The sequence below is a fragment of the Phytopseudomonas punonensis genome, assembly GCF_900142655.1.
In the GTDB taxonomy this organism is placed as follows: domain Bacteria; phylum Pseudomonadota; class Gammaproteobacteria; order Pseudomonadales; family Pseudomonadaceae; genus Aquipseudomonas; species Aquipseudomonas punonensis.
In genome coordinates, this window is sequence record NZ_FRBQ01000001.1 from 1,266,340 (window position 1) to 1,285,566 (window position 19,227).

17 protein-coding genes are annotated in these 19,227 nt (G+C 63.4%); 12 read left to right on the forward strand and 5 right to left on the reverse strand.

What is annotated here, in order from left to right:
* Window positions 1-66 precede the first annotated feature (66 nt).
* From BUC40_RS05760 to BUC40_RS05775, 4 genes are all read left to right on the forward strand, one after another.
* Window positions 67-1,521, forward strand: coding sequence for an alanine/glycine:cation symporter family protein (locus BUC40_RS05760; RefSeq protein ID WP_073263467.1), 1,455 nt, complete (start codon window positions 67-69; stop codon window positions 1,519-1,521).
* Window positions 1,522-1,788: 267 nt separating this feature from the next.
* Window positions 1,789-3,213, forward strand: coding sequence for an alanine/glycine:cation symporter family protein (locus BUC40_RS05765; protein WP_073263469.1), 1,425 nt, complete (start codon window positions 1,789-1,791; stop codon window positions 3,211-3,213).
* Window positions 3,214-3,339: 126 nt separating this feature from the next.
* Window positions 3,340-4,323 carry an asparaginase gene (locus BUC40_RS05770; RefSeq protein ID WP_073263471.1) on the forward strand — a complete coding sequence of 328 codons (984 nt, stop codon included), beginning with the start codon at window positions 3,340-3,342 and terminating at the stop codon, window positions 4,321-4,323.
* 92 nt (window positions 4,324-4,415) lie between these two features.
* Window positions 4,416-4,811 (forward strand): hypothetical protein, encoded by a 396-nt coding sequence (locus BUC40_RS05775; protein WP_073263473.1) that lies wholly within the window; start codon window positions 4,416-4,418, stop codon window positions 4,809-4,811.
* Window positions 4,812-5,129: 318 nt separating this feature from the next.
* On the opposite strand, the gene glsB is transcribed toward BUC40_RS05775, so the two are convergent.
* Together glsB and BUC40_RS05785 are read right to left on the reverse strand one after the other, a co-directional pair.
* Window positions 5,130-6,038: a glutaminase B gene (gene glsB, locus BUC40_RS05780; protein WP_073263475.1), complete on the reverse strand. Its 909-nt coding sequence runs from the start codon at window positions 6,036-6,038 to the stop codon at window positions 5,130-5,132.
* A gap of 95 nt (window positions 6,039-6,133) precedes the next feature.
* Window positions 6,134-7,033, reverse strand: a complete 900-nt coding sequence (locus BUC40_RS05785) for a homocysteine S-methyltransferase family protein (protein WP_073263477.1) — start codon at window positions 7,031-7,033, stop codon at window positions 6,134-6,136.
* A gap of 111 nt (window positions 7,034-7,144) precedes the next feature.
* On the opposite strand from BUC40_RS05785, the gene BUC40_RS05790 reads away from it, so the two are divergent.
* The 8 genes from BUC40_RS05790 to BUC40_RS05825 all read left to right on the forward strand — a co-directional run bounded on the left by BUC40_RS05790 (window position 7,145) and on the right by BUC40_RS05825 (window position 14,824).
* Entirely contained in the window at window positions 7,145-7,966 is an 822-nt protein-coding gene (locus tag BUC40_RS05790; protein ID WP_073263479.1) for an ABC transporter substrate-binding protein, read from the forward strand.
* Window positions 7,963-8,799 (forward strand): amino acid ABC transporter permease, encoded by an 837-nt coding sequence (locus BUC40_RS05795; RefSeq protein ID WP_073263481.1) that lies wholly within the window; start codon window positions 7,963-7,965, stop codon window positions 8,797-8,799. Before BUC40_RS05790 ends, BUC40_RS05795 begins: the two co-directional genes overlap by 4 nt.
* An 81-nt stretch (window positions 8,800-8,880) precedes the next feature.
* Entirely contained in the window at window positions 8,881-9,336 is a 456-nt protein-coding gene (locus tag BUC40_RS05800) for a GNAT family N-acetyltransferase (protein ID WP_208605741.1), read from the forward strand.
* Between the two features lie 58 nt (window positions 9,337-9,394).
* A complete protein-coding gene (locus BUC40_RS05805) occupies window positions 9,395-9,841 on the forward strand; it encodes an Lrp/AsnC family transcriptional regulator (protein ID WP_073263483.1) in 447 nt (148 codons plus the stop codon).
* 388 nt (window positions 9,842-10,229) lie between these two features.
* Complete coding sequence (locus tag BUC40_RS05810; RefSeq protein WP_073263485.1) at window positions 10,230-11,339, forward strand: TRAP transporter substrate-binding protein; 1,110 nt, start codon at window positions 10,230-10,232, stop codon at window positions 11,337-11,339.
* A complete protein-coding gene (locus BUC40_RS05815; protein ID WP_073263487.1) occupies window positions 11,336-11,854 on the forward strand; it encodes a TRAP transporter small permease subunit in 519 nt (172 codons plus the stop codon). The genes BUC40_RS05810 and BUC40_RS05815 overlap by 4 nt, the downstream gene beginning before the upstream one ends.
* Window positions 11,851-13,176 (forward strand): TRAP transporter large permease, encoded by a 1,326-nt coding sequence (locus tag BUC40_RS05820; RefSeq protein ID WP_073263489.1) that lies wholly within the window; start codon window positions 11,851-11,853, stop codon window positions 13,174-13,176. Before BUC40_RS05815 ends, BUC40_RS05820 begins: the two co-directional genes overlap by 4 nt.
* A gap of 64 nt (window positions 13,177-13,240) precedes the next feature.
* Window positions 13,241-14,824: a gamma-glutamyltransferase family protein gene (locus BUC40_RS05825; RefSeq protein ID WP_073263491.1), complete on the forward strand. Its 1,584-nt coding sequence runs from the start codon at window positions 13,241-13,243 to the stop codon at window positions 14,822-14,824.
* A 229-nt stretch (window positions 14,825-15,053) separates the two neighbouring features.
* On the opposite strand, the gene BUC40_RS05830 is transcribed toward BUC40_RS05825, so the two are convergent.
* The 3 genes from BUC40_RS05830 to BUC40_RS05840 form a co-directional block, all read right to left on the reverse strand.
* Window positions 15,054-16,427 (reverse strand): alanine/glycine:cation symporter family protein, encoded by a 1,374-nt coding sequence (locus BUC40_RS05830; protein ID WP_208605742.1) that lies wholly within the window; start codon window positions 16,425-16,427, stop codon window positions 15,054-15,056.
* 272 nt (window positions 16,428-16,699) lie between these two features.
* On the reverse strand, window positions 16,700-17,551 hold the full coding sequence (locus BUC40_RS05835; RefSeq protein ID WP_073263493.1) for an alpha/beta hydrolase: 852 nt from the start codon (window positions 17,549-17,551) through the stop codon (window positions 16,700-16,702).
* A complete protein-coding gene (locus tag BUC40_RS05840; protein ID WP_073263495.1) occupies window positions 17,545-18,759 on the reverse strand; it encodes a YeeE/YedE family protein in 1,215 nt (404 codons plus the stop codon). The genes BUC40_RS05835 and BUC40_RS05840 overlap by 7 nt, the downstream gene beginning before the upstream one ends.
* Window positions 18,760-19,227: the final 468 nt, after the last annotated feature.

Genomic DNA, 19,227 nt, shown 5'->3' on the forward strand with positions numbered 1-19,227 from the left:
TGGCCAATGCCCTGCGCGTCAGCGTCGGCCTGCGAACAATCACAATAAGAGTCGAGGATTCTGATCATGCTCGAAGTACTGAACGACTTTCTTTCCGGGAAAGTATTGATCGTGCTTATCGTCGGCCTGGGTAGCTACTTCACCCTGCGCTCACGTTTCGTCCAGTTCCGCCATTTCGTCCACATGTTCAGCGTATTCAAGGAATCGCTGAGCAGCAGCAGCGGCCAGCTGAGCTCCTTCCAAGCCCTGATGCTCAGCCTCGCCGGCCGTGTTGGCGCCGGTAACATCGCTGGTGTCGGTATCGCCGTGACCCTCGGCGGCCCAGGCGCCGTGTTCTGGATGTGGGTGACCGCCCTGGTCGGCATGTCCAGCAGCTTCTTCGAATGCACCCTGGCCCAGCTCTACAAGCAGAGCGACGGTGACGGCCTGTACCGCGGCGGTCCGGCCTACTACATCCAGCACGGCCTGAAACTGCGCTGGATGGCGATGACCTTCGCCGTGTTGCTGCTGGTCACCTACGGCTTCGCCTTCAATGGCCTGCAGTCGTTCACCGTGACCCACTCGTTGCAGAACGCCTTCGATATTCCGGTGCAATACAGCGGTATCGCCCTCGCCGTGCTGCTGGGCCTGGTGTTCATCGGCGGTATCAAACGCATCGCTTCAGTATCCGACCTGCTGGTACCGGTCAAGACCCTCGCCTACCTCGCCGTGACCCTCTACGTGATCGTCAGCCAAATCGACCTGGTACCGGGGATGCTGGCCACCATCGTCAAGAGCGCCTTCGGCCTGGAACCTGCCTTCGCCGGCCTGCTGGGCAGCGCCATCGTGATGGGCGTCAAGCGCGGCGTGTTCGCCAACGAAGCCGGCCTGGGCAGCGCCCCGAACGTGGCTGCCGTGGCCTCCGTCAAGCACCCGGCCGCCCAGGGTGTGGTGCAGGCATTCAGCGTGTTCCTCGATACCTTCGTGATCTGTACCTGCACCGCGCTGCTAATCCTGCTGTCGGGCTTCTACACCCCGGGCTTCGAGGGCGACGGCATCGCGCTGACCCAGAACTCCCTGGCGGCGGTAGTCGGCGACTGGGGCCGCACCTTCATCAGCATCGCGCTGAGCCTATTCGTGTTCACTTGCATCCTCTACAACTACTACCTTGGCGAAAACGCCCTGCAGTTTCTGGTCGGTCGCAGCAAGGTTGCCCTGCTCGGCTACCGTGGCCTGGTGCTGGCGCTGATCTGCTGGGGCTCGATGCAGAACCTGGGCACCGTGTTCGCCTTCGCCGACATCACCATGACCTGCCTGGCGTTCGTCAACCTCACCGCTCTGGCCATGCTGATCAAAGTCGGCCTGCGCGTGCTGAAAGACTATGACGCACAGCGCAAGGCTGGCGTCGACCAGCCGGTATTCGACGGTTCGCAGTTCGCCGATCTGGATCTGGACCGCGCCGCCTGGCCGACCGCCAAGCCGGAAAGTGCCAATGCTGCCCAGGCAAAGGGCGCGCCGGAGCTACTGCCGACGCAACGCTGACGCCCTGTCCAGCGGGTGACACAGCCTGTGTCACCCGCCTCTGCCAAATCCGCTGCAAGTGATGCGACCGACTCGAATATAGCATCAGGTCGCATCATATAGGATCGACCCGCGAAATTGCCGCCCTGGCGGCTTTGACCAACCATTGCGGCCGGTAAACCCGTGTGCACCGTCTGCGTGATAAACATCGCTCGCGCAGCGCCGTTGCCGGGCGCCTGGTGAACGCGCGGTTGTACCTATATCCCTAATAACAACAGGAAGAGTGCCATGCTCGATTTATTGAACGACCTTATCTGGAGCAAAGTGCTGATCGTCATGCTGGTTGGCCTCGGGCTCTACTTCAGCATCCGCTCGCGCTTCGTTCAGTTCCGCTATTTCACCAGCATGTTCCAGATCTTCGGCCAGGCGCTGCAGCGCAAGCCAGGTCAGCTCAGTTCGTTTCAGGCGCTGATGCTCAGCGTGGCCGGTCGCGTTGGCGCTGGTAACATCGCCGGTGTGGCAGTTGCCATCACCCTCGGTGGCCCGGGCGCCGTGTTCTGGATGTGGTTGGTCGCGCTGGTCGGTATGGCCACCAGCTATTTCGAGTGTTCCCTGGCGCAGCTGTACAAGCAGAACGAGGGCGACGGCACCTACCGCGGCGGCCCGGCCTTTTACATCCTGCATGGCCTGGGCCAGCGCTGGATGGCCATCGTTTTCTCGATCCTGCTGCTGGTCACCTTCGGCTTCGGCTTCAACGCCCTGCAGTCGTTCACCGTGGCCAGCTCCATGCATGACACCTTCGGCATCCCGGAGTGGGTCAGCGGCATCGTACTGGTGTGCATCATCGGCCTGATCATCTTCGGCGGCATCAAGCGCATCGCCAAGTTCGCCGACGTGCTGGTACCGGTCATGGCCGGCTCCTACATCGCCATCGCCCTGTTCGTGATCGGCAGCAACATCAGCCAGGTTCCGGAAACCTTCATGCTCATCGTGCGCAGCGCCTTCGGCCTCGAGCCGGCGTTCGCTGGTGGCATCGGTGCGGCAATCATCATGGGCGTCAAGCGCGGCCTGTTCTCTAACGAAGCCGGCCTGGGCAGCGCCCCGAACGTGGCCGCCGTGGCCGAAGTGCCGCACCCGGCCGCCCAAGGCGTGGTGCAGTCGCTGAGCGTATTCATCGACACCCTGATCATCTGCACATGCACCGCGATGATCATCCTGCTCTCCGGCACCTACACGCCGGGTAGCGAAGTCGGTGGCGTGATCCTCACCCAGAGCGCCCTGGCCGCCATCGTCGGCGAGTGGGGTCGCGTGTTCATCAGCGTGGCACTGAGCCTGTTCGTGTTCACCACCCTGATCTACAACTACTACCTGGGTGAGAACGCTCTGGGCTTCTTCAGCAAGAGCCGCGCGATGGTTCAGGGTTACCGCGTGCTGGTGATCGTGCTGGTGATGTGGGGCTCGACCCAGGACCTGGGTACCGTCTTTGGCTTCGCCGACCTGACCATGGGCCTGCTGGCCATCGTCAACCTGATCGCCATGGCCCTGCTGTTCAAGACCGGCCTGCGCCTGATGAACGATTACGACGCACAGATCAAGGCAGGCGTGAAGGTTCCGGTCTTCGACCCCGCCAAGTTCGCCGACCTGAAGCTGGACAAGACCTCCTGGCCGGCTCTGCCGCAGCAGTCCGCCGCCCAGGATACTCAGCAGCGCTGAGCCCTCCCGAAACGCCGCCATGCCATCCATGGCGGCGTGCCTGACCCGCGGGCCCGATTCGACTGTGCGCTACAGTGCAGTATCCCGATGACGGCCCCGCGCCAAGACCACCCCATCAGGTGATCCATGACTTCATCCAATATTCTTGTGCTCTACACCGGCGGCACCATCGGCATGCAGGCCAGCGCCAGCGGCCTGGCGCCAGCGACCGGTTTCGAAGCGCGCGTGCGTGCGCAGCAAAGCCACCAGGCCGAACGCTTGCCGAACTGGAGCTTCCGCGAACTGCTGCCGCCCATCGACAGCGCCAACATGAGCCAGGACAACTGGCTGGCGATGGTCGAAGCGATCCGCCAGGGCACTGAGGCTGGCTGCGATGGCGTGCTGGTGCTGCACGGCACCGACACCCTGGCCTACAGCGCAGCCGCTCTGAGTTTTCTGCTCCTGGGCCTGGCGGTACCGGTGGTGCTGACCGGATCGATGCTGCCAGCCGGCGCCGCCAACAGCGACGCCTGGCCCAATCTGTTCGGCGCCATGCAGGCGCTGCACAATGGAGTGGCGCCTGGCGTGCACCTATATTTCAACGGCGCGCTGATGCATGGCGCCCGCGTCAGCAAGCTGAGCAGCGAGGCTTTTGACGCCTTCCAGGTAGTGCCACGTCAGCGCCAGGGCACACGCCTGAGCGAACTGCCGGCGGCCATCGACTTTCGCCAGCCGCGCCAACCGGTCAACCTGCTCAGCCTACCGCTGGTGCCCGGCCTGCGCGCCAGCCACCTACGCGCCTTGCTGGACAGCGGCGTACAGGGCCTGGTGCTGGAGTGCTACGGCTGCGGTACCGGGCCGTCAGACAACGCCGAGCTGCTAGAGGTGCTGCGCGCGGCCCATGCCCGTGGCGTGGTGCTGGCGGCGATCAGCCAATGCGCGCAAGGGCATGTGGAGTTTGGTGTGTACGCAGCCGGCAGCCAGCTGGCCTCGGTTGGCCTGATTTCGGCTGGTGGCATGACCCGCGAAGCCGCGCTGGGCAAACTGTTCGCGCTGTTGGGTGCGGGCCTGGCGCAGGATGAGGTGGAACGCCTGTTCAGCCTGGATCTGTGTGGGGAACGTGCGGAGTGAATCATGGATCGCAGCGCGACGAGCCGGTATAGTCGCGCCCCGCTGGTGGCAAGCCAGCGCATCTTTTCACCTTTCGCCCACAAGGACGTCCCATGCCTTTGCTTCGCTCCAGCGTTTTTCTGCTGCTCATCCTGGCCATCACCGGCTGCTCTACCAAGGCTTTCTTCAAGCTACCCGAGCACAGCACCATTACCATCAACGAGCGTGCCGAACAGCACCCTCAGGGCCTGGTGAAGATTCGTCCGTTTTTCTGGAACCGCGCCGGCGGCGTGCCGTACAAACTGACCAGCGCCACCGGCCAGACCATCTCCGAAGGCAAACTGCGCACGCGCTTTCGCGTGGTGTCGATCTTCTGGCCACCGTACAGCATCATCTATTGGCCGATGGGCTTCGGTCAGCGTTGCTATGACATGACCGGCGCCATGCCAGGCTCCTGCACCCATCAGGATCTGTGGACGCTGCGCGAGGAATACCGCAACAACAAGTGATGCCGAGGCTGCCGCCCTGGCAGCCCAACGCACTCTTTGCAAACGATCTAGCGAGCTAGAGCACTGCAAGGCCTAGGCGGCCCCACAAAAACGGGCGAGAAACGCAGCGCAGCGTAGTAACAGCCAACGGCTGGCCCGCAGGGTGAGCGCAGCGAATCAAGCGGCCGGGGTCGCGGGCGACTGTACTTTTGTACATGAGCATTACTCGCTTCGCTCGCCCTCCGGGCCACGCTGAAGCGCGTTAGCCGCAAGCGGCTTTCCGACCGGGCTGGCGATCCAGCCTGTTTTAACGCCGCAGGGCCGACGCGTAGCAGATCGTCAGAACACCGACCAGCCAATCCGCTCACTCAGCACTTCCAGCGCCGCCATGCCTGCCAGCGAGTTGCCCGCCTTATTGAGCTCCGGTGACCACACGCAAATCGTGTACTGCCCCGGCACGATGGCGACTATCCCGCCGCCCACACCACTCTTGCCCGGCAAGCCGACGCGATAGGCGAAATTGCCCGCCTCGTCGTACAGCCCGCTGGTGGCCATGATCGAATTGACCTGCTGGGTCTGCCGCGTGCTGAGAACCTGCTCGCCGCTGTGCTTACAGAAACCGTCGTTGGCCAGAAAGCAGAACGCCTTGGCCAGATCGACGCAGCTCATGCTCAGCGCACAGTGGCTGAAGTAGCCGCGCAGCACAGTCTCCACATCGTTGTGAAAATTGCCGAACGACTGCATCAGGTAGGCCATCGCCGCGTTACGCGCGCGGTGCTGGTATTCGGACTCGGCGATGCGGTTATCCACAGCCACATGCGGGTTACCGGACAGGCGCCGCACGAAATCGCGCATCGACAACACCGGCGCGGCGAAGCGCGACTGGTTGATGTCACTGATCACCAGTGCGCCAGCGTTGATAAACGGATTACGCGGCCGACCGTTCTCCAGCTCCAGTTGCAACAGCGAGTTGAATGGCTGCCCGGACGGCTCATGGCCTAGCCGCTCCCAGATCGCCTCACCGCTGTGCTGAATGGCCTGCACGAGGCTGAAGACCTTGGACATCGACTGGATCGAGAACGGCGTGTGCGCATCACCAGCGGTGAACAGCTCGCCGTCGTTGCCATACACCGCGATGCCCAGCTGATCGGCTGGCACATCGGCCAGCGCGGGGATGTAATCGGCTACCTTGCCTTTGCCAATCAGCGGCCTGACCTGGTCGAGGATTTCATTGAGCAACGCTTGCATGTTCGGACTCGCGAGGGGCTCGGCGAGGCGCCGGAGCGATCCCTGATAGACGCCAGGATCGCCAGCCGGAGCACATGGCAGCCGAGCGGAATTGATCAGCTCAAACGCTGCGCCAGCACCGCGATATGCTCCGGGCCGATGCCGCAGCAACCACCGAGGTGGCTAGCGCCACGGGCGCGCCAGTCGGCGACCCAACGCAGGTAACCCGGCGGGTCGAGGTCTTCGCGCAGGGGGTCGAGGCCGTCGTTGGCGGTAGCTTCTTCCGGTTGCGGCGGGAAGGCGTTGGCGTAGGCGCCAATTGCCACATTCGCACCGAGGCTGGCGAAGGTGTCGCGTGCCACGTCGATGGCGTCGCCGATCACCTCCGGTTGGCTGCAGTTGAACAGCAGTACCTCGACGCCCAGCTCGGCAGCCGCGCGGGCCGCATCGGCAACCGGCTCGCCGGAACGCAGGCGCGGCACCTCGTCGGTATCTTCATCACGCAGGGTGAACGACAGCCAGAACGGCTTGCCGTCCTTTGGCAGATGGGCATGAATGGCGCGCGCTTCGGCGATTGCGCTCTGGGTTTCCGCCAACCACAGGTCGACATAGGGCGTCAGGCCATCGAGCAGCGGGGTCAACACTTCGGTCACTCGCGCGGGCTCGAACAGATCCGGGCGGTAGGAGCCGAACAGCGGCGGCAGCGAGCCGGCGACGCGTACCGCAGCATCGGCCTTGTCCGCCGCACTGCGGGCCAATTGGCCGGCGCGTTCGGCCAACGCACGGCCTTCTTCGGCAAAGCGCTGCTCACCGATATGAAAGGGCACCACGGCGTAGCTGTTGCTGGTGATGACCTGGCTGCCACTGGCGATATAGGCGGCGTGCACCGCTTCCACCTGCTCGGGCGCCTCGGTCAGCGCCAGCGCCGACCATTCCGGCTGACGAAATGGCGCGCCACGGCGCTGTAGCTCGCGGCCCATGCCACCGTCCAGTAAAGTCAGAGATCGCTCGCTCATATAAGCTCCAGTCATATCGATATGCATTCAATTCATTTGGACGCATTCATTTATAACTATTTAATACACACCCAACGGCTGTCACAACCCCTTTCGTGCTTAAGGATTCCAGTGAAAACCACTCTGTTCGCGGCCATCGGCCTGACCCTCGCTTCCTTCTGCAACCTGGCTCTGGCAGGCCCCACGCTCGACCGTATCGAGAAAAACGGCGAGCTCGTTAACGTGCTGATGGAGAACTATCCGCCGTTCTCCTTCCTCAACGACGACAACCAGCTCGACGGCTTCGACGTCGATGTCGCCAAAGCGGTGGCTGACAAACTGGGCGTCAAACTGCGCCTGGAAACACCGTCTTGGGATGTGATTGCCGCGGGCCGCTGGAACGGCCGTTACGACATCTGCATCTGCTCGATGACGCCCAGCCAGGCACGCGCCCAGGTATTCGACTTCCCGGTGACTTACTACGCCTCGCCGGCGGTGATCGTGGTCAACGCCAGCGATGAGCGCATCCACTCGGCCAAGGACCTGTCCGGTCTGAAAGTCGGCGTCACCAGCGCCTCGTCCTACGAGGGTTACCTGAACAAGGACCTGGTCATCGAAGGCGCCGAAGACAAACCGCTGGAGTACCCGTTCGATGCCGTACAGGTCGCACCGTACGACAACGATACCGTGGCCTTCCACGACCTGGCCCTGGGTGCCGGCGTGCGCCTCGATGCCATACTCACCAACCTGGTGACCGCGCAGCCGCGCATCGACCAGGACAAGCGCTTCAAGCTGGCCGGCAGCGCGCTGTACGCCGAGCCGAACGCTGTGGCCATCGAGAAGGACGACGCCGAATGGCGCGCCAAGGTCGAGAGCGTCTTCGCAGAGCTGCGCAAGGACGGTACCCTGGCGGCCATCTCCAAGAAGTGGATCGGTTCCGATATCAGCCAATGACGCCTCCACCCGAAACCCCTCGCCCGCCGCCCCAGGCGGGCGAGTCGTTGCTGCAGCGCCTGTTCGGTTTTCGCACCCGTCTGTACGTCACCTGGGCGATCATGTTCGCCCTGTGCGTGGCGTTCTTCCTGAGCTTCGACCTGAAGTTCTCGATCATCCTCGACAAGCTGCCCAACCTGCTCGGCGTCAACCTGGCGCCGAACGGCTTTCTGCAAGGCGCGGCGTTGACCCTGTTCCTGTGCTTCTGCTCGATCTGGGCGTCCCTGGCGTTGGGCTTCGTCACCGCCCTGGCGCGCTTGTCGAAGAGCGCCGTGGCGTTTGGCATCGCCAGCTTCTACGCCTCGTTCTTTCGCGGTACGCCGCTGCTGATCCAGATCCTGCTGATCTACCTGGGCCTGCCGCAGCTGGGCCTGGTGCCGGGCGCGATCACCGCCGGGATCATCGCCCTGTCGCTGAACTACGGTGCGTACTTGAGCGAAATCTTCCGTGCCGGGCTGATCGGCGTCGCCCCTGGCCAACGCGAAGCGTCCCTGGCGCTGGGCCTCAAACCGACAGTGATCTTCTGGCGGGTGACCCTGCCCCAAGCGATGCGCACCATCATCCCGCCGACCACCAGCCAGTTCATCTCGATGCTCAAGGACTCCTCGCTGATCTCGGTGATGGGTGTCTGGGAAGTGATGTTCCTGGCCCAGTCCTACGGCCGCTCGTCGTACCGCTACATCGAAATGCTGACCACCGCGGCGGTGATCTACTGGCTGCTGTCGATCGGCCTGGAGCTGATCCAGGCGCGCCTCGAGCGGCATTACGGCAGGGCCTATCTGAACGGGCGTTGAGCCGTTTCACCTGCCGGATGCTTGCGATGCCGGGCACGGCATTGCAGGATGGCGGTCGACCGACTTTCAGGAGACCTGCCCATGACAGTCCGCATACCCGTGGAAATCCGCGCCGTCAGCGCTGCCGATCACGTCGTCTGGCTGCCGCTCTGGCAGGGCTATCAGCGCTTCTATATGACCGAGATCGATGCCGCCACGAGCGACCTGACCTGGCAGCGGTTTCTCGACCCCGCAGAGCCGATGTTCGCCGCACTCGCCTGGCGAGACGGCGAGGCCATCGGCCTGGTGCACTGGATCTACCATCGTTCCTGCTGGACCACCGGCGATTATTGCTACCTGCAGGATCTGTTCATCGGCAAGGGCGTACGCGGCAACGGCATCGGCCGCCAGCTGATCGAACACGTCTACGCGACTGCCAAGGGAGCCGGCTGCTCGCGGGTGCACTGGCTGACCCACGAAACCAACGCCAAGGCCAAACTGCTCTACGAGCGCATCGGCGAACGCTCGGGCTTCGAGCAGTACCGCAAGTTGCTCTGAGCTGCGGCTGGCACGCAACCCGCATCTCTGTCGGCCTCAACCACCGACAGAGCGAGCCATGAACAAACTCGACAATGCGCTGCTGAATATCCTGATCAAGGACTCACGCACTTCCTTCGCCGATATCGCCCGCCAACTGAATATCTCCCGCGCCCATGCCCGTACCCGTGTGCAGGCCTTGGTCGAGAGCGGTGTAATCGAGAAATTCACCGCCGTGGTCAACCCGGAAAAACTCGGCAAGGGCATCTCCACCTTTGTCGACCTGACCGTCGCGCCACACGCCATAGAAGCAGTCGCCGAGCGACTTTCAACGACCATGGAAGTGGTCAGCCTGTACATCATGAGCGACCTGAAAAGCCTGCATATCCACACCCTGACCGACAGCTACGAAACCTTCGATGCCTTCGTGCGCCAGCACATCTTCAATCACCCGGAAATTCTCACCGTCGACTGCAAGGCGCTGATGACCCGGGTCAAGCATCGGCGTGGCGGCGCGCGTTTGTAAGCCGCTGTTCGCCATTCGCTAGGTGTGTTCGGAGAGGCTGCACACTGCGTCAAAAACGTGCCCTCGGTGCGTTTTGGTGCACAAATGACATTCGTTCGCTCACCACAGCCCTGCTTACCGGAACGTACCCGGATAACCGACGTGATCTGACAAATGTTCAGCATCACCCGCCCTGGTTACCGTTTCGTCACCTCAGGAACCAGGTCCACGCTTGTTTTGTGTGCGTTTGGCATTTAGAAGGCCAACCAGGATGATCAGATAAATCATTTAAAATCATAAAGTTATAATAAATTTCTCCTGGCATGGCTGTTGCTGAAGGCTTTCGGCAGCGACTTTACATCCGGCAGGCAAACGCCCGTCGCAATGGCCACCGCGAAAGGAGAATTCTATGAGCCTCAATCGACGCAACTTCATCGGCGCCGGCGCCCTCGCAGCCGGCGCAAGCCTGGCAATAGGCGCCAGCGGTGTGGCCAGTGCGGCAGTCAGCAGCAAGACCTTCAATTGGAAGATGACCAACGCCTATGCGCCGGGCTCACCGTTCTACGTGCAAGGCCCTGGCAGCCCGACCGACTTCTGCAAACGCGTCGAGGAAATGTCCGGTGGGCGCCTGAAGATCCAGCACTTCGCCGCCGGTGAGCTGATTCCTGCGCTGGAGGGCTTCGACGCCGTTTCCAGCGGTATGGTGGAAATGAACGCCGCGAACGCCTTCTTCTGGGCCGGAAAGATTCCTGCGGCGCAGTTCTTCACTGCCGTGCCGTTCGGCATGAACACTCAGGGCATGAACGCCTGGCTGTACAACGGCGGCGGCCTCAAGCTCTGGGAAGAGCTCTACGAACCCCATGGCCTGGTGCCCATGCCCATGGGCAATACCGGTACTCAGATGACCGGCTGGTTCCGCCAGCCGCTAGAAAACGTCGACAGCCTGAAAGGCCTGAAGATGCGTATCGCCGGGCTTGCCGGCAAGGTCTATAGCGAACTGGGCGTGGCCGTGCGCCTGTTGCCCGGCGGCGAGATCTTCCCAGCCCTGGAGCGTGGCGTGATCGACGCCGCCGAGTTCGTCGGCCCCTATCAGGATCGCCGCATGGGCCTGCACAAGGCGGCCAAGAACTACTACACCACCGGCTGGCACGAGCCGACCAACGTCACCGAGCTGATCATCAACAAACAGGCCTGGGACAGTCTGCCCGCCGACCTGCAGGCCATCGTGCGTTTCTGCGCCCAGGCCTGTAACACCGACAGTTGGTCATGGTGCGATGCGGTCAACGCCGAAGCCATGCAGGACCTGGTCAACAACCAGGGCGTGATCGCCAGACCGCTGCCGGACGACATCATCAAACGCCTGTATGAAGTCACCAACGACACCCTGTCGAGCATGGCCGCGAGCGACCCAGCGACCAAGAAGGTCTACGAGCACTTCTTCGCCTTCCGCAAGCAATACATCTCCTGGGCTTCGGTGGGTGAAAAAGCCTTCATGAACATCGGGATGGGCGAGGCATGATGTTCGTCGTCACGCGCATCGAACAATTGGTCGAAGCACTGGGCGCCATCGCGCGCGCCTGCGTGTTGCTACTGGTTTTGTTGGTGTCTTTCGACGTACTGATGCGTTACCTCTTCGACCTCAGCCCGGTGGCGCTGCAGGAACTGGAGTGGTACCTGATCTCGCCCATCGCGCTACTCGGCATCGCTTATACCCTCAAGCACCGCCAGGATGTGCGGGTGGACTTTCTCTACGATAAATTCGGGGTGAAGACCAAAGCAGCGGTCGACCTGTTCAGCGGGATCGCCACTGCAGCGATCGGTTTCTACATCGCCCGCCTAGCGTTCAACTACACCATGCAGTCCTACAACATGGGCGAAGGCTCGCCGGATCCAGGTGGGCTGCCCCATCGCTTTCTGATCAAGGCCTTTTTGCCACTGGGTTTCGGCCTGTTCGGGCTACAAGGTGTTGCCGATAGCCTACGGGCGCTATGCACCCTGCTGATGCCTGTACAGACCAGGGAGGTGCGACCATGAGCCCCAACGAATGGTTGGCCATCTCCATGGTCATCGGCTTCTTCGCCATGATGATGGCAGGGGTGCCGGTGGCCATTTCTCTGGCCGTCTCTGGCTTCGTCGCTGGCATGATCGGCTTCGGCCCGATGCTCTTCGCACTGCTGCCGGCACGCATGTTCGGCGTGGTCAGCAACTACACCTTGCTGGCGATCCCCTTGTTTACCTTCATGGGGGTGATGCTGGAGAAATCCAGAGTCGCCGAAGACATGCTCGAAACCATTGGTCGGGCCATGGGTGGGCTGAATGGCGGCATGGGGCTGGCGATCATTCTGGTCGGCGTGCTACTCGGCGCCTCCACCGGTATCGTCGGCGCCACCGTGGTAACCATCGGCCTGCTGACCCTGCCGACGCTGCTGCGTCGCGGCTACAACAAGAGCGTCGCCTGCGGCACCATCTGCGCTTCCGGCACCCTGGGCCAGGTGATTCCACCGAGCCTGGTGCTGATCCTGCTGGCCGACATCCTTGGCCAGTCAGTGGGCTCAATCTTCGCCGCAGCCTTCATCCCCAGCCTGGTGCTGGCGCTGATCTACGTGACTTATATGCTGATCCTCGGCTGGCTGCGCCCGGACTGGGTGCCGGCGATTCCCGCCGAGGAACGCGCCCTGACCAGCCGCAAGCAGTTGTTCAAGGACATGGCGCGCAGCGTGCTCCCGCCCTTGCTGCTGGTGATGGCGGTGCTCGGCTCGATCATCGGCGGCGTGGCCGCGCCGACCGAGGCGGCCTCAATGGGCGCACTCGGTGCGCTGCTCATCGCCGCCTGCGCCCGGCGCCTGAGCAGGCCAACGCTCAAGGCCACCCTGCACGGCACGCTGACCATCAGTGCGATGATCTTCCTCATCCTGCTCTGCTCGCAGCCCTTCTCCCTGGCCTTCCGCGGCCTCGGTGGTGAAGCGCTGGTACACGAGATGTTCACCATGCTGCCAGGCGGCCAAGTGGGCGCGATCCTGTTCCTCATGGCGGTGCTGTTCGTGCTCGGTTTCTTCCTCGAGTGGATCGAGATCTCCTACATCGCCCTGCCGATGTTCCTGCCGGTGTTCATCGCCTACGACACCGACCTGGTGTGGCTGGGTATCCTGGTGGCGCTGAACCTGCAGATGTCGTTCCTCACACCGCCGTTCGGTTGGGCGCTGTTCTTCCTCAAAGGCGTCGCCCCTCCGGGAGTCACCACGCGCGACATCTACATCGGCGCTCTGCCCTATGTGTTCCTGCAGATGCTGGCCGTGGCCGTGGTGTTCTGCTTCCCACAGCTGGCTACCTGGTTACCGGCCGCCATTGGTTGGTGATGGCTAAATTCGGTTGGGCCGGCGATGATCGGCCCGCCATCATCCTGTAAGAAGGGGACTGCCCATGCTGAAAAGCACCCACGCCACCGGCGGCCTGTTCGTCGCGCCCCACCATCTTGCTGCCCAGGCCGGGCGCGATGTGCTCAAGGCAGGCGGTAACGCCGTGGAGGCGATGGTCGCGGCAGCAGCGACCATCGCCGTGGTCTATCCGCACATGAACGCCATCGGCGGTGATGGTTTCTGGCTGATTCACGAGCCAGGCAAGCAGCCGCTGGCCATCGATGCCTGCGGCAGCAGCGCCGCCCTCGCCGACCGCGATTTCTACGCCGGCCATACGCAGATTCCCAGCCGTGGCCCGCTGGCCGCGCTGACCGTAGCCGGCACCGTCGGCGGCTGGGCCGAGGCGCTGACGCAGACCGCGCACTGGCAGCCAACGCTGGCGTTGCCCGACTTGCTGAGCGACGCTATAAGCCACGCCCGTCGCGGCATCGTGGTCAGCCGCAGCCAGGCGCAACTGACCCAAGGCAAACTGGCCGAACTGAAGGACGTGCCTGGTTTCGCCGACGTCTACCTGAACAATGGCCAAGCCCCCAAAGAGGGCGATTTGCTGCGCCAGCCGGCCCTGGCCGAAACCCTGCAGCGCCTGGCCGATACCGGCCTGGATGACTTCTACCGTGGTGAACTGGCCACACGCATGGCAGCCGACCTCGAACGCCTCGGCAGCCCGCTGCGTCTGGCCGACCTGCAGAGCTACCGCGCCCGCGCCGTCGAGCCGCTAAGCGTGCGCCTGCACGACGCCACCCTGTACAACATGCCGCCGCCGACCCAGGGCCTGGCATCGCTGCTGATCCTCGGCATCTTTGAAAAACTCGGTATCGAGCAGGCCGAAGGTTTCGCTCATGTACACGGGCTGGTGGAAGCGACCAAGCAGGCATTCCTGATCCGCGACCGCGTGGTGACCGATCCCGGCCGCGTGCCGGAAGATCCGCAAGGCTTGCTGACCGAGGCCAATCTGCAACGCCTGGCCGCCGCCATCGACCCGCAGCGGGCACTGCCCTGGCCACAACCGGCGGCGCCGGGGGATACCATCTGGATGGGTTGCATCGATGGCGAAGGCCGCGCCGTGAGCTTTATCCAGAGCGTGTACTGGGAGTTCGGCTCAGGCGTGGTGCTGCCATCCACGGGCGTAGCCTGGCAGAACCGCGGCATCAGTTTCTCCCTCGACCCGAGCGCCCTGCAGACGCTGGAGCCGGGGCGCAAGCCGTTCCACACCCTCAACCCGGCCCTGGCGCTGTTCGACGACGGCCGTACCCTGAGCTACGGCACCATGGGTGGCGAAGGTCAGCCCCAGACCCAGGCGGCGATCCTCAGTCGCTACCGCCTGGGCAGCGATCTGCAGGCGGCGGTCAGCGCGCCACGTTGGCTGCTCGGCCGCACCTGGGGCGATATCAGCACCACCCTGAAGCTGGAGAGCCGCTTTCCCGCTGAACTGGTCGAGCGGCTGCGCCAGGCCGGGCACGTCATCGATGTGCTGGACGAAGCGTTCAGCGACACCATGGGCCACGCCGGCGCCCTGCTGCGCCATCCCAACGGCGTGCTGGAAGGCGCTGCCGACCCACGCAGCGATGGCAGCGTCTGCGGCTTGTAAACCTGAGCCACAGAACGAAAACGCCCCGCTAGTGCGGGGCGTTTTCATTGGCGAGCGAGATATCAGGTCTTCCAGCCTCGTAGGGTGGACGTCGCTTTTCATGTCCACCGCCACGGTGGATCGATGCAGCGTGATCCACCCTACATGCTGTGGGAGCGGGCCATGCCCACGATTCGCGCGCATGGCCCGCTCCCACACTGAATCGCGGAAAGCCAGCAGCGCCGATTAATCAGTCCTCGCTCTTCCAGTTCTTGCGGCTCATGTAATCGCGGGTTTCCTTGACCACGATGCCTGAGAGCAACAGCAGGCCGATCAGGTTGGGCAAGGCCATCAGGCCGTTGGCGATGTCGGAGAAGGTCCACACCACTTCCAGCGAGGTCACTGCACCGACGAACACCATCACCGAGAAGATCAGCCGGTACGGCATCACCGCGACGCGTCCCAGCAACCGTTCCATACAGCGCTCACCGTAGTAGGACCAGCCAAGGATGGTGGTGAAGGCATAGACCATCACGCTGATGGCCACGGTGTACAGGCCCCAGCCGCCCCCCATGCCCTGCTCCAGCGCCCAGGCGGTCATCGGCGCGCCCTTGAGGCCTTCCTGCATCCAGGCGCCGGTGACGATGATCGCCAGGGCCGTGAAGGTCACCACCACCAAGGTGTCGAGGAAGGTCTGGGTCATCGAGACCATGGCCTGGCGCACCGGCTTGTCGGTCTTCGCCGCGGCCGCCGCGATGGCGCCGGTACCCAAGCCCGATTCGTTGGAGAAAATGCCGCGCGCCACGCCCATCTGCACCGCCAAGATGATGCTGGAACCGAGGAAGCCGCCCGCTGCCGCCGAGCCACTGAACGCATCGGTGAAAATCAGCGCGATAGCCGCGGGCAAGCGATCCGCGAAGGCCACCAGCACGACCATAATGCAGGTGATATAGAGCACGATCATCAGCGGCACGACGGCCGCAGCGAAACGGCCAATACTCTTGATGCCGCCGATGATCACTACCGCGGTGACCAGCGCCAGGCACAACCCGCTGACCACCGGCGATACGCCCCAGGTATCGTACAGCTGATGAGCCGCAGTGTTGGACTGCACCATATTGCCGATGCCGAACGAGGCGAGCACGCCAAAGATCGCAAAGGCAATGCCCAGGGTCTTGCCGAACCAGCCACCAACCCCGTGGGTCAGGTAGTACATCGGCCCACCGCTCTGCTCGCCCTTGGCATCGGTCACCCGGTATTTAACGCCCAGCAGGGCCTCGGAGTACTTGGTCGCCATGCCCAGCAGGCCGGTCATCCACATCCAGAACAGCGCGCCTGGGCCGCCGATACCGATGGCCGTCGCCACACCGGCGATATTGCCCACACCCACGGTCGCCGCCAGCGCCGTGGCCAGCGCCTGGTAGTGGGACACATCACCCGGCACGTCGCCCTTTTCCGAGCGTTTGACGAAGGCCAGCCAGAAGGCATGGCCGAGCACGCGAAATTGCAGGCCGCGCAGGCGAATGGTCAGGTACAAGCCGGTGAGCAACAGCAACGGGATCAGCAGGAACGGGCCCCACACGAAACTGTTGATGCTCGACAGTAGAGCGAGGAATGAATCCATGGGGTAGTTATCCTTTTTGTTATGTCCACGGCGGCTCGTGGCCGCCAGGATCGGCTTGGCGCGGTGGCGCCGAGGTATCCGCCGAGCGGCAACCGTCATGAACACGATTTCTGGAAAACAGCTGGCGGATCAATCAATTACACAGCGTAGTGATTGTTGCCAGGGGCCAAGGCTATAACAACTTGCCCCCAGGAGGCGTCAAAAAAACAGGCGAATTCACTAGGAGGCCTTGGCGAAACAGGCATTAGACATGCTCGCAGGCCACGAACCGCCTATCGGGGCCGACTGCTCACGGTGCATTTCAAGGGCGATTGCCGCCATAGCGCCCAGGCCTTTTCCCAGCCGGTGTGGTGGGTAACCCCGGCCAGGCTGGCGGTTTCCAAGCACGGCGCCGCGCCGAGGCCATCGAGGTAATGCTGCATGACAGCAGCCGGCACCAGCGTGTCGACGGCGCCGGTCAGGTGGCGTTGAGGGATCTGCGCCAGGCGCTGTCGGTAATCCAGTGGGTCGAGGGAGCCATCGAGCGGGCTCAAGTGCTGCAGCCGCGCCCAGTAACGCGGGCTTAGATTACCGGCCAGAGTTTGCACACTGGTCACATCGTCACGCCGGACGGCCAGCAGCAAGGCTAACGCGGCACCGCCGGAATAGCCGACCAGCTCGAAATTGCGGTTGCCATAGCGAGCCTTGATCAGGTCAAGCGCCTGATCAAGGCTGTTCAGTACTTCATCGCCGAAACGCTGATTCGTCCACAGGCGGGTGGTACAGCCCGCCGCCGTGACGAACTGACAAGGCCGCGCCAGGTAAAGGCTCGGCTTCGGGTCGCTGAAGGCCAGCCGCGCTACCAGCAGGTCGCGGGGCGAAGGATCGAGGCTCGGCTGCGAGGGCGTGGACCAGGCATGGCCGTCGCCTTCCAGATAAACGCGGATACGCGGTGCGGCCGGTACATGGGCCGGCGCACCGAGCAGCAAAGGGAAAGGCTTGCTGTCGAGGGTCTGCAATCGCTGGTCTTGCTGAACAGCCAGTTCACCAAGCCGCTGTTGTGGTGACTGGCAGCCGCCCAATGCAAGGGCCAGCAGCGCGCCGACAAGCAGCGCTGCCGGCCTTGCAGCGCGGGCGATCAGCATCCCGTCAGCTTCGCCTCACGGCGTTCACCGGGAAAGAAAAACGGACGCAGGCGCACGCCGACACCGTTACCGACGAATGCCGCCACCAGCCACAACCAGCCGTGCAGGCTGCCGGAGGCGATGCCGCTGAAGTAGGCGCCAATGTTGCAGCCATAGGCCAGGCGCGAGCCGTAGCCAAGCAGCAGGCCACCGATGACCGCAGCGATCAGCGAACGCAGCGGAATGTTCAGGTTCGGCGCGAAGCGCCCGGCCAGGCCAGCGGCCAGCAGAGCGCCGATGACGATGCCGATATCCATCACCGTGGTGATGTCTTCCCACAGCGGCGCGGCCAGCGCCTGAGCATTGCCCGGCTGCTGCCAGAACGCCCAGGCGGAAACCTCCACGCCGCCGCCCTGCAGCACCTTGGCGCCCCACAGCGCGAACGCCGAGGTAATGCCCCACGGACGACCGGCCAGCGCCAGGGTGGCGAAGTTGAGCAGCGCCAGCAGCACCGCGCCCCAGATCAGCGGCCAGGGGCCACGCAGGAAACGCTGCCAGCCCTGGTGCTCACCTGGCGCCGCACGCTCCAGGCTGCCATGGCGGCGCAGCTCCAGGCGGGCGCTGATTGCCGCGATGGCGGCGAACAAGGCGAGGCTGACCACTAGCGCGGGCACCAGGCCCAGACTGGTGACGATAGAGGTCGGCGGCAGGCTCGGCAGGGCCGACCACCACTCCAGATGATGGGTCGCGCCCACGCCACCAATGATGAAGAACAGCAGCGTCACCAACATCCGCGCATTGCCGCCGCCCACGGTAAACAGCGTGCCGGAGGCACAGCCGCCACCGAGCTGCATGCCGATGCCAAAGATGAACGCACCAACGATCACCGAAGTGCCTGCCGGGGCCACCAGCCCCTTGACCGGCGTACCGAACAAGGTGCCTGCCGACAGCGCCGGGAAGAACAGCAGCACGGCGATGGCCAGCATCACCATCTGCGCGCGCAGGCCGGCGCCGCGGCGCTCGTTGAGCAGCACGCGCCAGGCCGAGGTGAAACCGAATGCCGCGTGATAGAGCACCAGACCCAGCGCGCCACCGACGATGAACAGCAATGCTTGGCGGCCGCTGACCGCAAAGGCGAGGGCCAGGGCGCCCGCCAGCAGCAGCGCCACGGCAACCAGCGGCGTACCCGGACGGTTGGCCGGCGCCGCAGCAGGGATGGAAAGACTCATGTAGACCTTTGCATAACCAATTGAAATGGTCGGCTATTCTAGCCCTTCCTGCAGGCGCCGTTGCGGCGCTGCTTAGAACGAATGCTGAAAAGGTTATGCCATCGAGCGATTCACGGTCTTTATGCGCATGAAGCAGCAATTGCAAGGTAAAAGCGGCTGTCGCTGGTCCATTGTGGGAGCGGGCCATGCCCGCGAAAAATCACGGGCATGGCCCGCTCCCACAGCATAGGGGGAATGGCCGCTTCCGCCATTTAGCTGCCAAAATCGATGAACCTGGGCTGAAAGATTATTGGCAGGTTCTCGGAGCACTCCCTCATAGGCAATCGGCGGCGTGCAGAGGCCACACTGAGTGCATCGTGGGAGGGCGCCATGCGCCCGAAAAATTCGCGGGCATGGACTAGGCGTCCCCACCCGCTCCCACAGGTGCGTGCCGTATGGAGTTGGCAGACGAAGCAGCAGAGCCGGTTC